The 20,788-nt window shown below is 57.6% G+C and carries 23 protein-coding genes; 8 read left to right on the top strand and 15 right to left on the bottom strand.

Features of this window, described 5'->3' with window-relative positions; genetic code table 11:
- Nucleotides 1-267: 267 nt before the first annotated feature.
- Together ACRQ1B_RS17100 and ACRQ1B_RS17095 are read right to left on the bottom strand one after the other, a co-directional pair.
- A complete protein-coding gene (locus ACRQ1B_RS17100; RefSeq protein WP_432295019.1) occupies nt 268-795 on the bottom strand; it encodes a carboxymuconolactone decarboxylase family protein in 528 nt (175 codons plus the stop codon).
- Between the two features lie 66 nt (nt 796-861).
- Nucleotides 862-1,656: an SDR family NAD(P)-dependent oxidoreductase gene (locus ACRQ1B_RS17095; protein WP_432295017.1), complete on the bottom strand. Its 795-nt coding sequence runs from the start codon at nt 1,654-1,656 to the stop codon at nt 862-864.
- A 124-nt stretch (nt 1,657-1,780) separates the two neighbouring features.
- Between ACRQ1B_RS17095 and ACRQ1B_RS17090 the strand changes: the two genes are divergently transcribed.
- On the top strand, nt 1,781-2,722 hold the full coding sequence (locus ACRQ1B_RS17090; protein WP_432295015.1) for a GlxA family transcriptional regulator: 942 nt from the start codon (nt 1,781-1,783) through the stop codon (nt 2,720-2,722).
- Nucleotides 2,723-2,895: 173 nt separating this feature from the next.
- On the opposite strand, the gene ftrA is transcribed toward ACRQ1B_RS17090, so the two are convergent.
- The gene (ftrA, locus tag ACRQ1B_RS17085) at nt 2,896-3,876 is read right to left on the bottom strand and encodes a transcriptional regulator FtrA (protein WP_432295013.1); all 981 of its coding nucleotides are present in this window, start codon (nt 3,874-3,876) and stop codon (nt 2,896-2,898) included.
- Nucleotides 3,877-3,961: 85 nt separating this feature from the next.
- Between ftrA and ACRQ1B_RS17080 the strand changes: the two genes are divergently transcribed.
- Both ACRQ1B_RS17080 and ACRQ1B_RS17075 read left to right on the top strand, forming a co-directional pair.
- Nucleotides 3,962-4,363, top strand: a complete 402-nt coding sequence (locus tag ACRQ1B_RS17080; RefSeq protein ID WP_432295011.1) for a rhodanese-like domain-containing protein — start codon at nt 3,962-3,964, stop codon at nt 4,361-4,363.
- Nucleotides 4,360-4,803 (top strand): GNAT family N-acetyltransferase, encoded by a 444-nt coding sequence (locus ACRQ1B_RS17075; RefSeq protein ID WP_432295009.1) that lies wholly within the window; start codon nt 4,360-4,362, stop codon nt 4,801-4,803. The genes ACRQ1B_RS17080 and ACRQ1B_RS17075 overlap by 4 nt, the downstream gene beginning before the upstream one ends.
- A gap of 133 nt (nt 4,804-4,936) precedes the next feature.
- Here the strand turns inward: ACRQ1B_RS17075 and ACRQ1B_RS17070 are convergent, their stop codons facing one another.
- The 6 genes from ACRQ1B_RS17070 to ACRQ1B_RS17045 form a co-directional block, all read right to left on the bottom strand.
- Nucleotides 4,937-5,884, bottom strand: coding sequence for a D-2-hydroxyacid dehydrogenase family protein (locus tag ACRQ1B_RS17070; RefSeq protein WP_432295007.1), 948 nt, complete (start codon nt 5,882-5,884; stop codon nt 4,937-4,939).
- A 27-nt stretch (nt 5,885-5,911) separates the two neighbouring features.
- Entirely contained in the window at nt 5,912-6,928 is a 1,017-nt protein-coding gene (locus tag ACRQ1B_RS17065; RefSeq protein ID WP_432295005.1) for an NADP-dependent oxidoreductase, read from the bottom strand.
- Between the two features lie 139 nt (nt 6,929-7,067).
- A complete protein-coding gene (locus ACRQ1B_RS17060) occupies nt 7,068-7,862 on the bottom strand; it encodes an ABC transporter ATP-binding protein (protein WP_432295003.1) in 795 nt (264 codons plus the stop codon).
- A gap of 12 nt (nt 7,863-7,874) precedes the next feature.
- On the bottom strand, nt 7,875-8,618 hold the full coding sequence (locus tag ACRQ1B_RS17055; RefSeq protein ID WP_432295001.1) for an ABC transporter permease: 744 nt from the start codon (nt 8,616-8,618) through the stop codon (nt 7,875-7,877).
- A gap of 19 nt (nt 8,619-8,637) precedes the next feature.
- On the bottom strand, nt 8,638-9,663 hold the full coding sequence (locus ACRQ1B_RS17050; RefSeq protein ID WP_432294999.1) for an ABC transporter substrate-binding protein: 1,026 nt from the start codon (nt 9,661-9,663) through the stop codon (nt 8,638-8,640).
- On the bottom strand, nt 9,663-10,520 hold the full coding sequence (locus ACRQ1B_RS17045; RefSeq protein ID WP_432294997.1) for an ABC transporter substrate-binding protein: 858 nt from the start codon (nt 10,518-10,520) through the stop codon (nt 9,663-9,665). Before ACRQ1B_RS17045 ends, ACRQ1B_RS17050 begins: the two co-directional genes overlap by 1 nt.
- Before the next feature lie 278 nt (nt 10,521-10,798).
- On the opposite strand from ACRQ1B_RS17045, the gene ACRQ1B_RS17040 reads away from it, so the two are divergent.
- From ACRQ1B_RS17040 to ACRQ1B_RS17020, 5 genes are all read left to right on the top strand, one after another.
- Nucleotides 10,799-11,571 (top strand): IS5 family transposase gene (locus ACRQ1B_RS17040; RefSeq protein WP_432292971.1). Its coding sequence is split into 2 segments (ribosomal slippage): nt 10,799-11,119 and nt 11,122-11,571, totalling 771 coding nucleotides; the frame shifts between segments, so codons are not numbered across the junction.
- Between the two features lie 164 nt (nt 11,572-11,735).
- A complete protein-coding gene (locus ACRQ1B_RS17035; protein WP_432294995.1) occupies nt 11,736-13,082 on the top strand; it encodes an LLM class flavin-dependent oxidoreductase in 1,347 nt (448 codons plus the stop codon).
- Nucleotides 13,083-13,094: 12 nt separating this feature from the next.
- The gene (locus ACRQ1B_RS17030) at nt 13,095-13,940 is read left to right on the top strand and encodes an ABC transporter permease (RefSeq protein WP_432294993.1); all 846 of its coding nucleotides are present in this window, start codon (nt 13,095-13,097) and stop codon (nt 13,938-13,940) included.
- Nucleotides 13,916-14,656 carry an ABC transporter ATP-binding protein gene (locus ACRQ1B_RS17025; RefSeq protein WP_432294991.1) on the top strand — a complete coding sequence of 247 codons (741 nt, stop codon included), beginning with the start codon at nt 13,916-13,918 and terminating at the stop codon, nt 14,654-14,656. The genes ACRQ1B_RS17030 and ACRQ1B_RS17025 overlap by 25 nt, the downstream gene beginning before the upstream one ends.
- A gap of 8 nt (nt 14,657-14,664) precedes the next feature.
- Nucleotides 14,665-15,708 (top strand): ABC transporter substrate-binding protein, encoded by a 1,044-nt coding sequence (locus tag ACRQ1B_RS17020; protein WP_432294989.1) that lies wholly within the window; start codon nt 14,665-14,667, stop codon nt 15,706-15,708.
- 143 nt (nt 15,709-15,851) lie between these two features.
- Here the strand turns inward: ACRQ1B_RS17020 and ACRQ1B_RS17015 are convergent, their stop codons facing one another.
- From ACRQ1B_RS17015 to ACRQ1B_RS16990, 6 genes are read right to left on the bottom strand one after another with little or no spacing between them, the layout of a single operon-like run.
- On the bottom strand, nt 15,852-16,370 hold the full coding sequence (locus tag ACRQ1B_RS17015; protein ID WP_432294987.1) for a carboxymuconolactone decarboxylase family protein: 519 nt from the start codon (nt 16,368-16,370) through the stop codon (nt 15,852-15,854).
- Nucleotides 16,370-17,290 carry a branched-chain amino acid ABC transporter permease gene (locus ACRQ1B_RS17010; protein ID WP_432294985.1) on the bottom strand — a complete coding sequence of 307 codons (921 nt, stop codon included), beginning with the start codon at nt 17,288-17,290 and terminating at the stop codon, nt 16,370-16,372. The genes ACRQ1B_RS17015 and ACRQ1B_RS17010 overlap by 1 nt, the downstream gene beginning before the upstream one ends.
- A complete protein-coding gene (locus ACRQ1B_RS17005; RefSeq protein WP_432294984.1) occupies nt 17,287-18,147 on the bottom strand; it encodes a branched-chain amino acid ABC transporter permease in 861 nt (286 codons plus the stop codon). Before ACRQ1B_RS17005 ends, ACRQ1B_RS17010 begins: the two co-directional genes overlap by 4 nt.
- The gene (locus tag ACRQ1B_RS17000) at nt 18,147-18,878 is read right to left on the bottom strand and encodes an ABC transporter ATP-binding protein (protein WP_432294983.1); all 732 of its coding nucleotides are present in this window, start codon (nt 18,876-18,878) and stop codon (nt 18,147-18,149) included. The genes ACRQ1B_RS17005 and ACRQ1B_RS17000 overlap by 1 nt, the downstream gene beginning before the upstream one ends.
- A complete protein-coding gene (locus tag ACRQ1B_RS16995; RefSeq protein WP_432294981.1) occupies nt 18,875-19,630 on the bottom strand; it encodes an ABC transporter ATP-binding protein in 756 nt (251 codons plus the stop codon). The genes ACRQ1B_RS17000 and ACRQ1B_RS16995 overlap by 4 nt, the downstream gene beginning before the upstream one ends.
- Nucleotide 19,631: 1 nt before the next feature.
- Complete coding sequence (locus ACRQ1B_RS16990; RefSeq protein ID WP_432294980.1) at nt 19,632-20,750, bottom strand: ABC transporter substrate-binding protein; 1,119 nt, start codon at nt 20,748-20,750, stop codon at nt 19,632-19,634.
- Nucleotides 20,751-20,788: the final 38 nt, after the last annotated feature.

The raw sequence follows: 20,788 nt of genomic DNA, 5'->3' as shown, positions 1-20,788 counted from the left end.
AAGCGTCCGCCGCTTAGCTGGTGCGGATAGCTCGCTCTATTCCGATGTCCCGAAACAGTCCCACAGCAAATAGCCTCTTGTGGTGAGGAGCGTGGTAGGAAGTGGACCGCTTATTGGCACAAGGCGATCTTTGCGATCGTACTATCATCCGGGTGTCGGAGGCGACGCGGTCATGAGAGCCGGACCGGCAAGGTTCATTAGAATGCCGTGCGGAAAAGCATCCGCAGGGCATTCCCTCGATGACCAATGCCCAGCGCACCGGTACACTTAGATTTCTGGGAAATCGACATCGGTGCCAGCGACGTTGTTCATCAAATTGGTGAAGAAGTTTTCCGCCACAACTGCCACGATCTCAACAATCTGACTGTCGGTGATGCCTGCATCGCGAACAGCATCCAGATCCGCTTGAGAAACCTTGCCGCGTGTTTCAGCGACTCGGCGGGCGAAGGCTAGTGTCGCGTCAGCCTTGGGATCCTCTGAATGTCCAAGCCTTGCAAGTTCAATCTCCTCCTTGCTCAGTTTTGAAAAGGTGAAGCCGGTGAAGGTGTGCGCAGCGTTGCAGTATTCACAGCCGTTAACCGCAGCGACGGTCAGAGCGATGCGCTCGCGTGTCTTGACGTCCAGCGCCTTGCTAAGCCCCTGGTTCAGGGCCACATGAGAATTGATCACGGTTGGGCTGTTGGAAAGGACACGGAAGAAGTTTGGTACCCGGCCGAGCTTTGCATTGATGGTACCAAGTGCCGCCTGCGCTCCTTCCGGTGCGGATTGGGGATCTGGGATGACGATGCGAGACATGGTCTCAACCTTTCTGTTTCGGGTTTTGCTAATAGAGATCTGCGGCTGAAGCCTTTTGGCGGTTTCTCAGGCCGTCACTTTGAAGCGCGGGGCAGAATGGGTAGCGGAAAGCTGTGGACCGAGTGCCAGGCGGGCCGCTTCGAAGGCGTTCCACAATCCGACATCCTTCAGCGCCGGGATCGTGCTGGTCTCTCCCTGGTCGAACCCGGCGAGAGCGGCGTCGACCATGTCCTCGGCCTGCATGACGATCTCGGTGGGAAGGTGCTCAACCGGCAGGCCACCGAGTGCCCAGAAATCGGTACGGGTCGCGCCGGGCAGGACTGCTTGGGCGCGGATGCCGCTGTCCGCCAGTTCATGGTTCAGTGATGTGGTGAACGCCTGGACGAAAGCCTTGGTCCCGCCATAGACACCATTCAGCAGTTCGGGTGCAACCGCGACGATCGAGGCGATATTGATCACCGTGCCGCCCCCGCGCGCTACAAAACCAGGCACGGCTGCATAGGTCAGGCGCATCAGTGCGGTCACGTTGAGACGCACCATTGCCTCCATGCGCTCGACATCGCTTTCCAGCAGCTTGGTGTGAGTGCCGACGCCAGCATTGTTGATCAACGCTGTGATGCTTGCATCCTCGCGCAGAACCTTTTCGACAATGGAGAGATCAGCAGCATCCCCAAGGTCGGCGGCTAGCACTTCGACGGCACGCCCGGTCTGGTCGGAAATCGAAGAGGCAAGTGACTGGAGCTTATCCTTGTTGCGGGCGACGAGGATAAGATCGTATCCGCGTTTGGCGAGGCGGTCGGCATAGATCGCGCCAATCCCTGTGGAGGCGCCGGTGATAAGTGCAGTACCCTTGACGGTCATTGGTCTGGTCCTTGTTCGAGGTTGAGAGCGTCATCGCTCTCGACAAGGACGTTATGGACCAAATGACATTTGTCCGATATGACGTATAAATTACGTTTTTCGGCCATCCCTTTGGGAGGGATAGATGCCTCACGTTTCCATGGTGCTCACACCGGGCTTCCAGTTTCTCGCACTCGGCGCCCAGGCTGCTTTTGAACTCGCAAACGTGTTGAAGGATGAAGCCTATTACACCCTCTCAATCTCGTCGGTGGAAGGCGGTCCTCTCACATCATCAAGCGGCTTCGCCGTCCCGACAGTGAAGCTTAGCGAGGTCGGCCCCACGGACACACTGCTTCTTTTGGCCGGGCTCACGCCACCTCCGCAGCAGGATGAAGTGACACTGGAAACCTTGCGGACTATGGCCAAAGTGTCCCGCCGGGTCGCGGGTCTCTGCACTGGCTCGTTTCTGCTAGGGCAAATGGGATTACTGGACGGACGTCGTGCCACCACGCACTGGTCCTACGCCCAGGACATGCGAAAGGCGTTCCCCAATGTACGCGTTGAAGACGACCGCATCTTCATAAACGAGGGGCCAGTCTGGACGTCAGCAGGCCTCACTGCAGGATTAGATCTCGCCGTCGCGCTGATCGAGAAAGATCTCGGGCGCGATATCGCAAGCGCTGTTGCCCGGCGACTGGTGATGCATCACCGCCGTGCCGGCGGACAGTCGCAACATTCAGAACTGCTGGAACTCGCACCCAGCACTGACCGCATCCAGAAAGCGCTGATCCATGCCAAGGCTCATCTTTCCAACCCGCTGACCGTCGATGAGCTGGCTGAGGTTGCGGCTCTGTCGCCGCGACAGTTCAGCCGGGCATTTCGATCTGAAACAGGCAAGACACCTGCTAAAGCAGTTGAGCAGATCCGTATCGAAGCAGCGCGCCTGATGATCGAGGAGACTCGCCATCCGATGGATCAAGTTGCGCGTGAGACCGGCTTTGTCGATCTCCGCCGAATGCGTGAGGCCTTCTTGCGCCAGTATGGCCAGCCGCCGCAGACGATCCGTCGGGTGGCGAGGACCGACTGAACCTAGCAAAGCATTTACATAGGGCCTCGCCGGGAGGTTCTCTTTGTCCAGAAACTGTCGTTCGACAACTCATCCAGGATGCAGCGTGATATGGCGTACTTTTCTCCTCGCCAGGTCACGTACAGGTCGCTCAACCGCCGAGATCCCTCGCGAAGAGACTGCAAAGCGTTCCGTTACTTGCTTTTCTGAACGTCTGACCGACTGAATTGATCCTGATACGCTTTTGGATTGAGACCGACACGCTTCTTAAAATGATGCCGAAGCGTATCGGCGGATCCGATCCCAACTGCCGCCGCTATTTCATCAATGCTCTGTCGTCGCTCCGTCAGAAAACATTTAGCCGCCTCAATGCGTTCGCCAACGAGCCATTCCCCTGGTGAGACGCCGGTCGCTTCGGTAAAGCGGCGGACAAACGTCCGAAGGCTCATACCGCATTCTGATGCCATCCGTTCCAACGTCCAAGATGCTTTGAGGTCAGAGCGCATCCTGTCGAGAAGTGGCGCGACGGCTGATTGGTGTGAGGCCGGAACGGGGCGCTCCAGAAACTGAGCCTGTCCGCCGCTACGATGTGCAGGCATCACAAGACGGCGCGCCACCGAATTCGCGGCCTCTGTTCCGAAGTCTTGACGGATGATTTCGATCAATAGATCTATTCCAGCCGCGCTCCCGGCCGACGTATAGATGCGCTCGTGAGCATGATAGAGAGAAGCATCGTCTACAAAAATGTTGGCATGACGCGACCGCAGTGCCTCGGCATATCGCCAATGTGTCGTCGCGGTGGTGCCATCCAAAAGGCCTGTGGCTGCGAGCACGAATGCACCAGAGCAAATCGATGCCAATCGTGTTCCGCGTCTATGGGCGCTACAGAGCAGATCGACAAGGCTCTGGGGAACCGGCTCATCGATGCCTCTCCATCCAGGCACAATGATGATGTCGGCTTCATCGATCAGCTCAGGCCCAAAATCAGGTGTCACCACGAACCCGCCGTGGGCGCGAAGCGGTCCTTCCTCGATCGCGCAGCTTGCAAACCTATACCAGGTCTCTCCCATCTCAGGTCTGGGGAGACCGAATATTTCGGCGACGACCCCGAATTCGAAGGTGCAGAGACCATCGTAGAGGAGAGCGACAACAAGTGGTCCGGTCAAGTTTGGCATAATATGCCCGTACTATGTCATGCATGCCAATTGCAAGCACAGATACCGTCAGGCGAAAAGGGGGCTCAATTTTAAGGAAACGAAAATGTCTAACGCCGTCATCTCCATCCCTGCCGCCCCGAGCGACATCGCTCGCGAGCACTTCGCCGCTGAATTCACATTCGAGACAGATTGCTGGGACGTGCATTCTGCACTCGCAGGCGAGCCAGGGTTCGTCCTTCTGGACGTTCGTGGACCGGCAATGTTTGCCGAGGGTCATGTGCCGGGAGCGGTCCATCTGCCTCATGGCAAAATGACACGTTCCAAGATGGATCGGTGGCCCGCCGACACTCTGTTCGTGACATACTGCGCAGGCCCTCACTGCAATGGAGCGGCGCGTGGGGCACTGCGCCTTGCTGAGCTGGGACGACCAGTGAAAATCATGGCTGGCGGCATCACCGGCTGGATCGACGAGGGATTTGAACTCGCCAAGGGTATCGAGGCGTGAGCTACGTGATCCGCAGGCCCGAGCTATCCGACAGTTCGGGCCTTTACCAGCTGATCCACGAGCATGCGGCGTTCGAAAAGAGCGTCGCGCCTCTGACGGAGATCGATCTCGCTTCATTGCTAAACAATGAAGCGGCTCGTTTTCTCGTCGCTGCCGAGGGGCAAACGCTCCTCGGTTATGCAGCGATTACCTTCGATTGGTCGATCTGGCGTGCGAAACGCTATGCTCACCTGGATTGTTTGTTTGTCTCTGCGGACCATCGCGGGGGAGGAATCGGCAAGCAACTGTTAGCGGAAGCAAAGATAGTCGCTGGGCTGGAAGGGGTCGATCGGATGGAGTGGCAAACTCCAGTCTGGAACGAGCAAGCCACTCGTTTCTATCGTCGTGAGGGGGCAGATTGCCAAGACAAGTCTCGTTTTGTCATGCCACTCGTCAGATAATCTAGGTGGAGGCACGTTCGACGGCGCAGTGTGGTACGGTTAGCTCTTGAATAGGTTCGAACCGGTGACCCGTTATTGTGATCCATTGGCTTCAAGAAAATCCCCGCTCCTCATATTCGGCGGCTCGATCGTCCTAGAGGGTTCTGATCGGAGCACCGTCGAGCCACGCCAGTATGTTCTCGACAGTCTCCCGATAGAAAATCCGGAACGATCGCTCGGTGACAAACCCGATGTGGGGTGTCGCAATCACATTGGGGAGCGATATCAGGCGGTGCCCACGTTGAACAGGTTCGTCGTTGAATACATCGATGGTAGCACCCGCGATCTTGTTGTCGGCGAGAGCTGCAACGAGCGCGTCCTCATCGACGAGCGGTCCGCGCGACGTGTTAACGAGCCATGCAGACGGCTTCATAAGGTCCAGCTCGTCACGACCGATGATGCCCCTCGAGCGATCGGAGAGGACAAGATGGAGAGTGACCCAATCTGATTTGCGAAGCAGCTCCTCCTTGTTTACACGGGTGATACCTGCGGCTCGGGCCGTTTCTTCCGTCAGGTTCTGGCTCCATGCAATGACGTTCATGCCGAACGCCGTCCCGACGCGCGCTACCTGCGAGCCGATCCGGCCAAGGCCAATAATGCCAAGCGTGCTGCCATTGAGGTCACGACCGACGGTCGTCTGCCATCCTCCGGACCGAAGAGACTCCACCTCGGCAGGGATCTGCCTTGCGGCAGCCAGAATTAGCGCCCAGGTCAGCTCAGGCGCGCCGCTGCCATTGGCTCCGGTGCTCGACACCGTGATGTTGAGATCGCCAGCGGCCTCAAGATCGATCGACGCGTTCCGCGCGCCTGTGGATGCTATGAAGCGGAGATTGGGCAAGCGCGCAAGCACTGATCGAGGCAGCGGGGTCCGCTCGCGCATCACGCATATAGCGTCGAACGCCGCCAGCCGGGCGACAAGTGTGTCCACATCGGCCACGTGATCATTAAAGACAATGACATCAGCTCGTGCCTGGACGGCAGACCAATCCGCAGTCTGCAGGGCAACATTCTGGAAATCGTCCAAAATCGCGATCTTCGTCATTCAGTCCCCTCGCCCTCTTCGACCAGCTTACTCGGCGATCTTGACGATCAGCTTGCCGAAATTTCCACCAGACAGCATGCCAATAAAGGCTTCTGGCGCATTCTCGAGACCGTCGACGATATCCTCCCTGTATCTGATTTTCCCTGAAGCCAGCTGCGGCCCGACCTCATCCAAGAACTCGTCAAAATGATCAGCTGCGAACTCGGTCTGAATGAAGCCGCGAAGGAGGAGGCTCCGCCTGAGGATCGTCGACATCGTCGCCGGGAGCTGGTCGGTATCGGCGGAACCTGAACCATTGTAGTGCGCGACGAGGCCGCAGACCGGAACGCGGGCAAACTGGTTGAGAAGCGGCAAGACGCCATTCCAGACGTGCCCGCCAACGTTTTCGAAATATACGTCGATGCCATCCGGACATGCAGCCTGCAGATCCGAAGCGAAGTTGTCCGAGCGGTGATCGACCACAGCATCGAAGCCAAGTTCGTCCTTCACGAATGCGCATTTCTCGGGCCCGCCCGCGATGCCGACGGCTCGGGCTCCCGCAAGTCTTGCAAGCTGACCGACCATCGATCCGACGGGGCCAGAAGCGGCTGCCACTGCAACCGTCTCTCCCTGCCTGGGTTTTCCGATGAATTTCAATCCGCTCCAGGCCGTGAAGCCAGGCATGCCAAGCGAACCGAGCGACGTCGTGATCTGCGCACCATGGGTCTCGACGCGCCGAAGCTGGTCGCCGTTGATCACAGCACCACTGCTCCACCCGGTGCGACCACGGACGATATCGCCAGGCGCAAAGTTATTGTGCCGAGATTTGACCACCTCGGAGATGGCCTCACCTTCCATCACGCCACCAACGGGCACTGGCGCCGCATACGACTTGGCATCGCTCATGCGGCCGCGCATGTAGGGATCGAGGGAGAGATAGAGCGATCTGACAGTGACGTCGCCTTCGTCAGCCTCCGGAAGATCGAACTCCTCCAGACGAAAGTTATCCTGCCCTGGCTGACCAGTTGGCCTGCTTTCTAGGACGATGTGGCGAGCTAACGTCATGGGCTACTCCTTGATGATCCAGGCGAATGTCTGATCTAGGGAAAATAGTGGGATTTCCAAGGCGAGCAGATCGTTTCCTGACAGAGAGATGTTGCGGGCTGCGAACGGCAGAGCACCGCGACTGCTACGTTCGGTTTGACTAAAAAAGCCCGAGATCCGACATAAGACGCGAACGTATTGCGTCAGCAGCCGCGCCAATCCGCGGCCTGGGGCGCGCAATTTCCACGGCGGTGACGGACTTGATTTCTCCAGGACGTGGGGACATCACGATGACGCGGTCACAGAGATGGATCGCCTCGTCGATGTCGTGCGTGATCAGGACGATCGACATCTTCCGGCTTTGCCAGATCCGGATGACCTCATCCTGCAACTGCATTTTCGTCAGAGCGTCCAGGGCAGCAAAGGGTTCATCGAGCAGAAGGAGTGACGGTTGGGAAGTCAAGGCGCGAGCCAGAGCCGCACGTTGGGCCATCCCACCAGAGATCTGGTGGGGAAACTTCGTCTCGAACCCAGCCAGTCCAACCAAGGCAAGATTGCTCGCGACGAGTTCTTGCTTTTCACCTGCGTGCATTTGGGTTTCATGGATGGAGATCGCGACGTTTTGTTCGACCGTCAGCCAAGGGAAAAGGCGCGGCTCCTGAAATACCACCCCTCGTTCGAGTCCCGGGCCAATAACCTCCCGGCCATCCAGCGTGATGCGTCCAACGAAATCACGATCCAGTCCAGCTATCAGCTTGAGCAATGTGGACTTGCCGCACCCGCTCCTGCCAACGATGCCAAGGATTTCCCCCTCACCCACACTGAACGAGATATCCCGCAGAACCTCCGTCGTGTCTCCTTTGGCCTCATAGGACTTGGAGACGCCCTCCACGGTCAGACCGCCGTCCTTCAGGTCGATAGGAGGAATTATTGCACGGTTAGTGATCTGATCCATCGTTAGCGCTCCTTAAACCGTCGCCACCCGCCGCCAGCGGGTTACGTATCGTTCGATCCCTCCGATAACCCCGTACTCGAGGAGTGCCATGACCCCGGCGAAGCCGATTGTCCATGCGAGGACACCAGCCACGTTCATGGAACTGTATTCGCTGTTCAGGCGGTAGCCGACACCGCTCGACAGACCGAAAATCTCGACGAGTACGATCACCTTCCAACCCATCGACAAGCCAATGCGAATTCCATTCAGGAGGAACGGCGTGAGCGTAGGAAGGAAGAGGAACCGCAGGCGGGACCAGATGGAGAGGCGATAGACAGCCGTTATCTCCTGGAGATCGGCGTTCACTGTCTTGATGCCCTGAGCGATGCTCAATGCTAATGGCGGAGACAGGCTCAGCGCCACTGCGAGAGTGGATGTAGTTAAAGAGATGCCGAACCAGATGACGCAGAGAAGCGCCCAGACCAGACCGGGAACGGTCAGCCCGATCAGGATCGCTGGCTCGAAGAACTGACGGGCATATCGGTTGCGCCCCATGAGAATACCGAGCGCAAGAGAAACGGCGAACGCAACCAGGAACCCAAGCGCCACCCTTCCAAGCGTGATCGTCATGTGGTCGAAGAAGATGCCGCTGACGAGGATATTGACCAGTTCCGTCGCCACCTCAGCCACATCCGGAACGAGCGGATTGGCCAGACGGCGCGCCATCACTTCCCAGCCCAGCGTCAGCAAGGCAAGGAAGGCGACGGGCAGGCCCAATGCTGCGAATGCGGAAAGGCTAGAGAACCCGGGTGTACGTGTAGTTCGGGCGGCTCTCGACGATCTTGAGATCGATCGCGATGTCGAGCTGTCGATTGAAGTCATTGATAACAGCCTCGTTCCATTCCGTTGCGTAGACCCTTGGGAGACGTTCCTCGAGAAGCGCCAGAAGCTCCTCTGACGGGTTCTTTAATCCCATTCCGGCCTGTATCGCGGGATCCCGGATGAGCGACGGCTCTGATGCGAACCGTTTGTTCACCCCAAGCGTCATCTGAGCGACGCGACGAGCCGTCTCTTGGTTCTCGTCGACCCACTTGGCCGTCGCCGACACCCCGACAAGTGAAAGTGTGGCGCTGTCGCCTGTCGCGTCACGCCACTGATCCGCCACCCGGGCGATCTCACGATGGCCCTGCGCAATCAACTGCGTGGACACAGGCTCAATCGAAATCACGGCGTCCACGTCGCCTCTATTGAAGAGGGCGACATTGGAAACCGACGGACCGAACGAGACCTGGAAGTCCTTCTCCAAATCGAGTTTGTGAAGCGCGGCCGCCATGCGGGCATGACGGTAGGTATCGCTCGTCGGCAACTGCGTCGCGATTCGTTTGCCCTTGAGATCCGACGGATGCTGGTATGGGCTGTCGCCCTTGACGATCCAGGATCCGTGGTTGTTGAGGCGTGATCCGAAAATGACAAGTTCCGCGCCTTTTTTAGCGGCTTCAGCAATGCCTAGCGCGCCGAAGGGACCGCAATCCAACGCCCCGCTGATGAGCAGCATCTGGAACTGTCCCGGAGATCCATCGATCCAGTCGATGTCGAGACCGGGATCAAGTTCGGGGAATTTCGTGACGAGATCGTCCTGGATCGTACCCGCGGTGCCAGGCCCAGCCTTGCTCATGCGGACAGGCAAGCGGTCCGTCGCCGCTCTGAGGATCGCTGGTGAAAACAGGCATGATGCGGCGGCCGTCGCGGCCAGCCCCATCATCAACTGTCGACGGCCCAGTGTGGGGCCGCCGATGTTTCCCTTCTTGGGGTCCAGCGTCATCAGGCGACAAGCCTTTTGTATTCGCTCGTCCCCTTCGTGAGGTTCCAAGTCTTCATCCATTCGTAGGTGTAATCGAACCGCTTTTCATCGAGCGGCCGAGAATGGGCATAGTGCACGAAATGAGACGCCAGTTCCTCGGGCGAAAGCCGTCCGTTGAGCTCTGCAACGACGTGATGCTTGAAGCGGCCGAAATCGGAACGGATCAGATCGGCAGCCTCGTTGACCGATGCGACATACGCTTCTCGCTTATCGGCTGGCACGTCCGGTGAGATCACCTCGGCTCCACGATAGAAGTTCACCGCGACGATATGAGCGCCTTCCTTCAGGGCCAGGCTGATGAACGGTTCCATGATCGCGATTGCCTTGAGCTTGCCGCCCTTGAGGGACTGGTAGCGCTCGTGTGGCGGGCCTGCGTGCTCGACGATGATCGTGTTTCGCGGGATGGCGCCCTCCAAAAGCTGAAGCGTCGTATAGTGAGATCCCGTCAATTCATTGATCCCTACGGCGACATTCTCCAGGTCACGCGGCTCCTGGATCTCTTCGTCGAATGTAATGATCGCCTGCGCTGCTACCGCAGGGCGCAGTCCGAAGACCTGGCTCCCACGGCCACTTTTTTCGGAACGGTCGAGACCCGCCCATTCACAAAGATTGTAGGCAGATGCCGCGCCAGCTTCATAGAGCGCCTCCTTCTGACGCTTGAACGGATCCTGCGACGAGCTAGCCGGATCGTACTTGTCGACGAACTCGACCTTCAGCCCGTTTTTCTCGAAGATGCCTTCCTCGAGGGCGACATAGATCGGAAGATCGAAGACTGGGCCGTTGGGTGATAGCGTGAAGCGGTAAAGCGTGTCGGACATCGTAGGCTCCTCTGATTTGACCGCGAAACCGTATCCTTTAGGCTACTATCTCTATAGGTATAGTCGTCTAAATTTCTGTCATCGGAGAGGTTTGTTTTTTGTCAAATCAAGAGGTGGCTACACGATGCGCCCTCTGACAGCCTGATCGATGATGATGCGTATTTACTCGCGGCTACAACTACCGTCATGCGAGTTGATCCACTCCTAGGCAGTGTCCTCATAAACGGGGTTCATCTTATTGGCGGTGTGTGATTCAATCTCCTTGAAAGGAGTTTGCCATGCGCCGTCACGAATTGAGCGACGAAGAATGGGCTGTCATCGCACCTCTCTTGCCGACCAATAGCCGTGGAATTGAACGCGTCGACGACCGCCGGGTAATCAACGGCATTCTGTGGCGTTTCAGGACTGGTTCGTCCTGGCGAGATGTGCCGGAGCGTTATGGTCCACGCACGACGCTTTACAATCGGTTCTCCCGCTGGCGCAAGGCGGGCGTATGGGATCGTCTTCTGGACGCCGTTTCAAAGCGTTACGATGGAGACATCGTGATGATCGACAGTTCTTGTGTTCGCGTTCACCAGCATGGTGCCAACGCTAAAAAGGGGGCTCTGCCGATCCTTGCATGGGACGTTCTCGCGGCGGCCTAACGACAAAAATCCATGCTCTTGTCGATGCAGATGGCAGACCGGTTCGGCTGGAACTCACCGCCGGCCAATCCGCCGATGCACCGATGGCTGAGAAGCTGTTGAGCGACCTGCAGCCCGGCGCGACGATCCTTGCCGACAAGGCATATGACACCGACGCAATTCGAAACTTTGCCAAACAACGTAAATGCTGGGCGAATATCCCTGCAAAGGCCAATCGAAAGCAGACATTCAGCTTCAGCCGCTGGGTCTACCGTCAGCGCAATCTTGTGGAACGGTTCTTCAACCGTATCAAGCAGATGCGTGGCCTTGCAACGAGATACGACCGGCGTGCCGACAACTATCTCGCCGCCCTCAAGCTTGCCGCGACGAGGATATGGATTGCGTCAGCTAATGAGTCCGCGTCCTAGTCTGTTGGATCCGACTATCGCCTGCGGAAACACATACCCTATTCAGCTCTATGACGGGATGATTTTGGAGACATTTACCCCAGATCGATGCCTTCAAAGAAATTTCCTGCCTCGTCAACTCTACTAAGTCTATCGACTATTAGCAGATTAGATTGGAGGAATTCATGTCCAGCACCCGCAAGCTTCACCTTAATGCCTTCCTACGCAACGTCGGCCAGCACGAGGCCGCATGGCGTCTTCCAGAAACCCGTGTCGCTTCCGTCACCGACATTGAGCACTACCGCAACCTCGCCAGGACTGCGGAACGCGGCAAGCTTGATGCAATCTTCTTCGCCGACCATCCCGTCCTCAAGGATCGGGCGCAGGATCGGCCTTGGGACTCACTCGATCCCTTCACCCTTATCACCGCCTTGTCGGGCGTAACCGACCGGATCGGCTTGGTAGCCACCGCGTCGACCACCTACAATGATCCCTACGGTCTTGCCCGACGGTTTGCCACACTCGACCACGTCAGCAAGGGACGCGCAGCCTGGAATGCGGTCACGACTGCAAACGCTGCGGCGGCGGCTAACTTCAGTCTTGGATACCATCCGGATCCAGACGCGCGATACGACCGCGCTGCGGAATTCCTCGACGTTGTCAACCGTCTCTGGGATAGCTGGGACGACGACGCAATCTTGGGCGATAAGGAAGGCGGCACCTTTGTCGACCCGGACGGCATTCACCGCCTTGATCACCACGGTAAGCATTTCGACGTCGCCGGTCCATTGGAAGTGCCGCGTTCGCCACAAGGTCGTCCGGTTGTCTTCCAGGCGGGTTCGTCAGAGCCAGGTAAGGACCTCGCAGCGCGCTTCGCGGAAGCAATCTTCACAGCGCAACCGGTCCTCGACGAGGCGCAGGCTTTCTACGCGGACGTGAAATCCCGGGTACGCGCCTATGGCCGCGATCCAGATAAGGTTCACATCCTTCCTGGGCTGTCCTTCTTCATCGGCGGAACCGAGGAAGAGGCGAAGCGACTGCAGGATAAGTTCGAAGACCTGACGCTACCGACCTACGGCCTCGCCCAGCTCAATCGGGTCACGGGTATCGATTACTCGAACCATGGTCTCGATGAAGTGATCCATGTTCCCGCCCGAGGAGAGGTCGCTAGCGACCAGAAGAGCCGACACGATCTCGTGCATCATTTAACCTCCACGGAGAAGGTCACCTTGCGGCAGCTTCTACGCCGCTTAAGTGCAGGACGCGGACACCGCATCGCGACGGGTACCCCGGATCAGATAGCGGACACCATCCAGCACTGGTTCGAGAACGGCGCCGCCGACGGTTTCAATCTCATCCCACCTGCCCTACCCACGTCGCTGGAAGCCTTCGTGGATAACGTGGTACCGATCCTGCAGACGCGTGGTCTGTTCCGGACAGAGTACGAGGGCACCACGCTGCGCGATCACCTTGGTCTCGATCGCCCGGATGTGACGCGGGCGTCTCGCGCCTTCGTCGCTGCTGCAGAATAAGCGAGGCGGAACATGACGCTCGTATCCTTTTCTCCAGCGGGCGAGCGCGCCGACCGCGAGGTCGAACGCAACGCGCCAACAGGCATTCGACTGCTACCGAAACCCTCAATCCCCGGCCAGCGCATTCTTGGGCCCGTCCTCGTGCTCCTACTGTGGTATGTTGCTACGGCCCAGCAATGGATCTCACCTGCCAAACTGCCGGGGCCAGCAGCAGTCATCACGGCCTTCAACGAGACTGTCGCAACCGGCGTGCTGGCAGACGATCTCCTGATGTCTCTCCAGCGGGCGGCGATCGGTCTAGTTGCTGGGGTGTCGCTCGGCTTCGTCCTTGCCGTGCTCGCTGGTCTGAGCAGGTTCGGCGACTCCGTCATCGACGGCAATGTCCAAGTGAAGCGGGCCATCCCCAATCTCGCGCTGATACCGCTCTTCATCATCTGGCTTGGTATCGGGGAGACGATGAAGGTTGCGGTGATCGCACTCGGTGTGATGGTGCCCATTTACATCAACACCCATGCCGCGCTCCGCAGCATCGATCGTCGATTTGTAGAACTCGGCCAGACCGTTGCGCTGACCAGAAAGCGTTTCATTCGAGACATCGTCATTCCCGCATCCCTCCCCGGCTTTTTCACTGGACTGAGGCTCGGCGTGACGGGTGCGTGGACGGCTCTGGTCGTTGTCGAGACGATCAATGCGACCAGCGGCATCGGCTACATGATCAGCCAGGCGCGCACCTACGGCCAGACAGAACTCGTGCTGCTCGGTCTCATCATCTACGGCGTGCTTGGGTTCTCTTCCGATGCTGCCGTCCGCATCATAGAAAGGAGGGTCCTGTCATGGCGTCAGTCGCTCGAGCAGTAACCGAAGGGCTGCCGCGGCGCGATGTTGCCGTGCGCGTTGAAGGACTTGTTCGCAGGTTTAACGGAAATACCGTCCTGCATGGCGTGAATCTGCAGATCGTGCAGGGCGAGTTTGTCGCACTCCTTGGAAAGAGTGGTTCCGGCAAAAGCACCATCCTGCGCGCGCTCGCCGGATTGGATGAAGGCGTCGATGGATCCGGGACGATTGAGGTGCCGGCGCGCCGCTCGGTGCTCTTCCAGGATTCCCGGCTCCTGCCTTGGAAAAAGGTCGTCGACAATGTGACCCTCGGGCTCGATGGCCCGCAGGCTCGAATGGAAGCACTCAAGGCGCTTGAGGAGGTCGAGCTTCAGCACCGCACTGATGTCTGGCCAAAGACGCTGTCTGGCGGCGAACAGCAAAGGGTGGCCCTCGCCCGATCCCTCGTCCGTAGGCCAGAGCTCATCCTCGCGGACGAACCGTTCAGCGCTCTTGATGCGCTGACGAGGATCAGGATGCAGCGATTGCTCCTCGACCTTTGTAGTCGGCACCAGCCCGCCGTGCTCTTCGTCACGCATGACGTGGAAGAGTCGTTGCGACTAGCAGACCGGGTTCTTGTCATCACCGACGGTGTCATTTCCTACGACAAGAAGATTGAGGACGCCCGAACATCGCCGACCCGATTCGAAGCATACAGAACGGAAATTCTTGAACATCTGGGCGTTCCCCAGCAGCACTGAGAGGCACTATGCGCAATTCATCCAGGAATACCCTACGGGCGGGCATCGCCCTCGTCTTCTCCGCCATCGTCGCAACAGCTGCCTTCGCGGACGACACGGCTTTGCCGACGAGCGTCCAGAAGGGCACCAAAATTGTCCTCGCCGACGACGCCAACAATGCGGCCAGTCTGCTGAAGCTGTCGGGCGAGTACGACAAGCTCTCTGCCGATGTGTCCTTCGCCAACTTCACCAGCGGCCCCCTTCGGCTGGAAGCGATCCGCGCCGGAGCTGCACAGGTTGGTGCGGTCGGCGACGTGCCACCAATCCTCGCTCACTTCTCAGGTGCGGAGGTCGTCATCGTCGGCGTAGTGGTCACCGAGGGGCCGACGACGATCATCGCCACCGCGCCGGACGCGGGGATCAACTCACTGAAAGACCTCAAAGGCAAGAAGGTCGGCATCAATCCCGGGACCGCACAGCAGGCAATCGTGTTCAGGAACCTAAAGGCGAGTGGCCTCAAACCGGAAGACATCCAGCCCATCAATTTGGGTCTCGCCGAATTCGCCGATGCATTGAGATCGGGCCAGATCGATGCAGCAGTCCTGAAGCAACCCGACCGCGCCCGCTACCTTAAGTCCGTCGCCGGGACCGGAGCCCGCGAGATTGAAGATGCAGAGGGTGGAAACAAGAACCTGAAGATCCTCTATGCCGCGAAGTCTGCGCTCGCCGATCCGGCTCAGGCCGCCGCGATCCGCGATCTCGTTGTACACTGGTATCGCGCGCACCTCTGGAAGAACGACAACGCCGAAACCTGGGCTCGAGACTACCTCGTGAAGGACCAGCGCCTGAGTGCGGAAGACGCTCAGGCTGTCATCGAGGCCGAGAGCGGCAAAAGTTATATCCCGGACTGGAAGTCGGAGATCATCCCTCGCCAGCAGGACACGATCAACCTTCTCCAGGCGGCAGGGAACTTCAAGGGCAAGGATCTGAAGGCGGAGGACGAGTTCGACCACCGTTTCGACGGCCTGAATGACAAAAGCGAATCCGCGGCTGAACTCCACAACGACGGCTAATTCGTCTCTCTCCGAACGCAGTTAGATCAGGGTGCAGCGGCACCCTGATCGAAACAATATCTAGTCTCTTGTAGCTTGGCGAGCACCACTGCATCCTTGCTGTCACGTGCTTGCAATGCGATTCCAATCGCGAATGGCAGGGACTAGGCGTCGACTTGCAAAACGTCGTTGAACCGATTGAACGCCCCGCAAAGTGCAATCCGCCACGTCAATTCAACAAGTTGCGCATCGCTAAAATGAACCTTGAGATCCTCAATGATATGGTCCCGAATACGATGCCAATCACTTGAAACAGCGATTGCGTATTCCACCACCTTGCGATCCAAATCCGTCAGGCCGGCGAATGTCCTCAGGTCTTCCAGTGTTTCGACACCATCGATGTTCAATCCGGCCACCGCGAGCTTGGGGGCGTGCTGGTCAACGCAAAATTCGCATTTGTTGACCAATGAGACGGCGATGATCCCAAGCTCCAGATAGCGCTTATCCAGAACGGCTTCGTCAGAAAGGTGGGTGAGAAGCCTCCACATATGTTCAAAGACGGGCAAGCGGTTCGCCATGACGCCTGCCTGTCCTTCGAACGGCCCGTATGACGTCATCTTGTCCCATAGCGGCTTGAGATCTTCGGGAAGGGCGTCGCGTTGAAGAGCGGGTACTCTGGGCATCAGTTTGCTCCTGATTTGAGGGCGGTAGCCGCGACCACCGTCGTTTTTTCACGGCCGAGACCTTGCGGCTTAAAAACAAGGATCGCGACGAGTGCGACCCCGACAAAAATCAATCTCAGCGAGGCAAGGTTTGCACCATCAAGCCCCGGCACGAAATCGACCAGAAAACGGCTGCCTTCCAAAAGCGAAATCAAAACGATCGCTGCTGCGAGGACGCCAATATTGCTCCCTCGTCCTCCGACCACTACTGCCATGAACGCATAGGCCGTTATGATTGCAGAAAATTGGGTAGGGTCGACATAGGAGTAGTAGAAGCTGTGAAGCGAACCGGCCAAGCCCAGGATGACGCCACCGAGCGCAAAGGTTCTGACCCGGATCGATAGCACCGAATGCCCCAGCGACGACACGATATATGGATCATCGCGCGTCGCTCTCATCAGTCTACCGAAAGGTGACTTCGCCAGAAGGGTCAAGACAAGATAAACTGCAGCCAGCGCCAGGCCTGAGAAGGCTAGGAACGTGATGTCGGCCCAAGCCTGTGGAACGATGGATGCGAATGGCCGTGAAATACCGGATATACCGAGCGTCCCCATCGTCAGCCAATCCTCGTAGCTGATGAGTAGCCTTACACATTCTGCAAAGCCAAGCGTTACGATCGCAAGATAGTCCTCACTCAGCCGGATCGAGATGAGGCTCACGAGAGCGGAAATCACAGCAGTGCCAATCATGGCAATCGCCATCGAAACGACAGGCGGCGTTCCCGAGACGGTCAGCAGCGCTGCGATATATGCGCCGAGCATGTAAAACCCGAACAGGCCAAAATTGACCAATCCGCCCATGCCCCATTGAAGATTGAGGGCCAGTCCAGCCATAGTGGCCATAACAACGACGCAGAGTGTTGCGATCAGATAAGCAGTCATCGCTGCACCCACTTCGTTCCGAAAATGCCCCAGGGGCGGACAATCAGCAAAAGCGTCATTATTCCAAAAGCGACGATCAAGCGGTAGTGCGGAGCCATGAAGAGTGTCGCAAACTCCTCAGCCAATCCCAACACGACCGCGCCGGCGACTGCTGCCATCGGGCTGGCAATGCCTCCAAGAATTGCAGCGGTGAAAACTTGCAGTACATAATTCCAACCCATTTGCGGTTCGATGTTCGTATCGATCCCGATCAAGACACCGGCCAATGCGGCAAGCGCTCCAGATATTGCCCAGACGGCCGCAACGACCTTTCCGCGTTCTATGCCACGGGATGCCGCCAGGGATGGGTTGTCTGCTACCGCTCTCATGGCTCGACCTAGTTTAGAGAACCGAAACACAAGCCAAACAGCCAGCAGGGATGCGAGCACCGTTGCGACTATAATCAATTGCTCTTGGTTTACTCGAAGCCCCCAAAACCGAAAGGGTCGCGCCACCGCCAGGTCGAAACTCCGTGGCGAATTTCCAGCAAGAAGTCGGACGATATTCTCGAGCGCGATTGCAATTCCCATGGATGCCACGAGAAGGATGAGGCCCGAGCGGTCACGCAGATGGCGATACGAAACATAATCGATGGCTATTGCTATCAATCCTGTCGCGATCGCGCCACTAGAGGCGGCAATCCAAAGCGGCAAAAGCAATACGATATTGGCGTACCACGTGACGAAAGCCCCGACCGTGACATAGGATCCGATCGCGTAGTTCGGGAACCGAAGAACGCTGAACGTGAGCGAAAGCGCAAGCGCAGGAAGCGCCAGGATGAGACCCGTCGTGAGGCCGTTGATTATCATTTGGCCCATCAGTGACCTCCAAGGTAAAGGCGTCTGATATCAGGATCGTTGAGCACCACATCTGACGCCCCCTGCAGCCGCACTTGCCCGTTGACGAGCACAAGGCCATGGTCGGAGGCGCCAAGTCCAAGCCGAGTGTTCTGCTCGATCAGGAACAAGGTTACTCCGGACCTGGAGATGCGGCCGATGATCTCGAACAGCAGCTCTGCGTTTCGTGGAGATAGTCCCGCGGATGGCTCATCGAGCGCCAAGATGCGAGGATTGGGAACGAGAGCTGACGCCATCGCCACCATCTGTCGCTGGCCGCCACTCAGAACACCTGCACGCTCGTGAAGCTTGCTTCCGATTTCCGGGAAAAGCTCAAGCAGATCGCGCAGCCTTGCGGAAAAGGGAGTGTCCCTGGATGCTCGCACAAAGTCATAGGCAACACGAAGATTGTCGATCACCGACATGTTCGGAAAGACGTTTGCTTCCTGCGGAACATAACCCAATCCAGCCTCGGCCCGTTCAGCAGTAGACCAGCCGGTAATGTCCTGTCCGCCGAGATAGATCTTCCCCGCGCTTGGCCGAACAAGGCCGAGCACCGTTTTCATGAGTGTGGATTTGCCGGATCCATTTGGTCCGACAACGGTCAGGATCTTGCCCGCCTCGGCGTTGAAGCTGACGTCCTGAAGTACCGGTTGCGCGCCATATCCGGCAACAAGGCCATTCACGACCAGACTTTTCGAGGCCACCGTCATGCGCTGTAGCCGAGATACGCATTTGCGACTTCGTCGTTGCTGACGACCTCGTCGAAGCTACCTTGCGCAATCACCTTGCCCTCTGCGAGCGCATAGACGCGATCACACAGTGTTCTGATCATCGTCATGTTATGTTCGACCATACCGAAAGTAATTCCTTCGCCGCGGAGTGCTTGAATAAACTCCGTGATCTCACCGACCCGTGTAGGATTGACACCTGCACTTGGCTCGTCGAGCAAGATCAGCTTCGGCTCCCTCATCAAGACCCTGCACAGATCGAGCAACTTTTTCTGCCCTCCGGACAATGCGTTAGAGGCCGCATCCGCGTGCCGCCACAGATCCACTCGTTGAAGGAGCACACGAGCTTTCTCGACGTTTCTTTCCTGCTCACGTCGGAAAGCCGCACGACGAAAAAGCGCAGACGTCACAGTATCGTGCCTGCTGCCCGAAGACGCTATCAGCAGGTTTTCCAAGACGGTGAGGCCGGCAAGATCGCGTGATAGCTGGAAAGAACGCCCGATACCCAGACGTGCCCTTGCTACGGGAAGGAGCCGTGTGACTGTTTGACCTTCGAAGACAATGTCACCGTGTTTGGGGCGCACTGCACCCGCGAGCACGGAAAACAATGTCGATTTCCCGGCGCCATTCGGACCAATCAAGCCCGTCACGGTACCGGGCTCGAGATTGACGGAAACGCGATCAAGCGCTTTGAAGCCTCCATAGGAGACTTCAAGATTTCGACCTTCGAGCATTTTAACGGATGACTTCGGTCAGCTTGCTCTCGCCATTCTCGATCAAGAAATGACCATAGGCGAGATTCGACTGGTCGCCATTCGGCTCGAAGCGAAAATCAGAGGCAGCGCCGGAATATCTGAATGGCTTGCCGGATTTTGCGGCTTCAAGTGCCTTGGCGGGATCACCAATCGACGGGGCATCGGCGTTAACGAGTTGCGGAAACTGGGATCCGATTGCGGCTCCCTCAGTCGATTTCGCCTTTTCAATAGCCAATGCGGTGAGGACAATCTGGTCAAATACCTGGGCACCAAAGCTCATCACAGTACCTTCGTTGCGGCCAATTCGCTTCAGGTAAATGTCATAAGCTTCCGATTTATCGACCGGGACATGCTGCGTGTGATGCACGCCCTCAGCAACTTCTTTTCCGACATTCGCCACGAACTGACCATTCGAGCCAGCGGCATTGCCGTAAGCGTAAATCTTTCCCTCATATCCGTTTCGATACAATTCCTTGGCGACAGCAGACAGCTCGTTGACGTAGGCCGCGACGAATATTGCCTCTGGATCGCCTTCGAGGATTTTGTCTACTTCGACACGGTATGATGGCTGGTTAGGATTGAAGGGAACCTCTTGGAGGACTTTACCGCCCCCAGCAGTGAACTCTTGCCTGAACGGCTCGATCGTCGAGAGGGTAAACGGCGCCTGGAGTACGAGAACCGATGCAGTCTTGACCTTGTCATTCAGCATCGCTTTGCCGAACGCCTTGCCCCAGTCTTTGCCATTTGTCTGGAAACGCCAGACCAGTCCCTTGTTGTCTCCTTGGGTGATTTCGTCAGCAGATCCGTTGACGGTAAGGAGAACACCCTTTTCAACGGCGATAGGTTTGATCGCCAAGGCTACCGCACTCGACCATACGCCCGCAATCGACGCCACTTTATCGACGTCAATGAGCTTTCGTGCTGCAGAGACGCCGACAGTCGGTTGAGTTTCGTCATCGGCCACGACCAGCTCAAGCTTACGGCCGAGGACCCCTCCAGCATCGTTAATGATATCGACCGCCGCTCGAGCCGCGTCTTCTTCTTCTTTTCCGTACGGGCCACCCGAGCCACTAAACGGGGCAAGCAGACCGAGTTTCACCGGTCCATCCTGAGCAAAAGACGGCAGGCTAGTGCCCG

The sequence above is a fragment of the Endobacterium panacihumi genome (assembly GCF_050847465.1).
In the GTDB taxonomy this organism is placed as follows: Bacteria; Pseudomonadota; Alphaproteobacteria; order Rhizobiales; family Rhizobiaceae; genus Neorhizobium; species Neorhizobium panacihumi.
This window is presented reverse-complemented; position numbering and strand designations above follow the sequence as displayed.

Bases quoted from the DNA above. Each gene is read 5' to 3' on its own strand.
- ACRQ1B_RS17100 (WP_432295019.1), bottom strand. From the start codon at position 795: ATGTCTCGCATCGTCATCCCAGATCCCCAATCCGCACCGGAAGGAGCG.
- ACRQ1B_RS17095 (WP_432295017.1), bottom strand. From the start codon at position 1,656: ATGACCGTCAAGGGTACTGCACTTATCACCGGCGCCTCCACAGGGATT.
- ACRQ1B_RS17090 (WP_432295015.1), top strand. From the start codon at position 1,781: ATGCCTCACGTTTCCATGGTGCTCACACCGGGCTTCCAGTTTCTCGCA.
- ftrA (WP_432295013.1), bottom strand. From the start codon at position 3,876: ATGCCAAACTTGACCGGACCACTTGTTGTCGCTCTCCTCTACGATGGT.
- ACRQ1B_RS17080 (WP_432295011.1), top strand. From the start codon at position 3,962: ATGTCTAACGCCGTCATCTCCATCCCTGCCGCCCCGAGCGACATCGCT.
- ACRQ1B_RS17070 (WP_432295007.1), bottom strand. From the start codon at position 5,884: ATGACGAAGATCGCGATTTTGGACGATTTCCAGAATGTTGCCCTGCAG.
- ACRQ1B_RS17065 (WP_432295005.1), bottom strand. From the start codon at position 6,928: ATGACGTTAGCTCGCCACATCGTCCTAGAAAGCAGGCCAACTGGTCAG.
- ACRQ1B_RS17060 (WP_432295003.1), bottom strand. From the start codon at position 7,862: ATGGATCAGATCACTAACCGTGCAATAATTCCTCCTATCGACCTGAAG.
- ACRQ1B_RS17050 (WP_432294999.1), bottom strand. From the start codon at position 9,663: ATGACGCTGGACCCCAAGAAGGGAAACATCGGCGGCCCCACACTGGGC.
- ACRQ1B_RS17045 (WP_432294997.1), bottom strand. From the start codon at position 10,520: ATGTCCGACACGCTTTACCGCTTCACGCTATCACCCAACGGCCCAGTC.
- ACRQ1B_RS17035 (WP_432294995.1), top strand. From the start codon at position 11,736: ATGTCCAGCACCCGCAAGCTTCACCTTAATGCCTTCCTACGCAACGTC.
- ACRQ1B_RS17030 (WP_432294993.1), top strand. From the start codon at position 13,095: ATGACGCTCGTATCCTTTTCTCCAGCGGGCGAGCGCGCCGACCGCGAG.
- ACRQ1B_RS17025 (WP_432294991.1), top strand. From the start codon at position 13,916: ATGGCGTCAGTCGCTCGAGCAGTAACCGAAGGGCTGCCGCGGCGCGAT.
- ACRQ1B_RS17020 (WP_432294989.1), top strand. From the start codon at position 14,665: ATGCGCAATTCATCCAGGAATACCCTACGGGCGGGCATCGCCCTCGTC.
- ACRQ1B_RS17015 (WP_432294987.1), bottom strand. From the start codon at position 16,370: ATGCCCAGAGTACCCGCTCTTCAACGCGACGCCCTTCCCGAAGATCTC.
- ACRQ1B_RS17010 (WP_432294985.1), bottom strand. From the start codon at position 17,290: ATGACTGCTTATCTGATCGCAACACTCTGCGTCGTTGTTATGGCCACT.
- ACRQ1B_RS17005 (WP_432294984.1), bottom strand. From the start codon at position 18,147: ATGGGCCAAATGATAATCAACGGCCTCACGACGGGTCTCATCCTGGCG.
- ACRQ1B_RS17000 (WP_432294983.1), bottom strand. From the start codon at position 18,878: ATGACGGTGGCCTCGAAAAGTCTGGTCGTGAATGGCCTTGTTGCCGGA.
- ACRQ1B_RS16995 (WP_432294981.1), bottom strand. From the start codon at position 19,630: ATGCTCGAAGGTCGAAATCTTGAAGTCTCCTATGGAGGCTTCAAAGCG.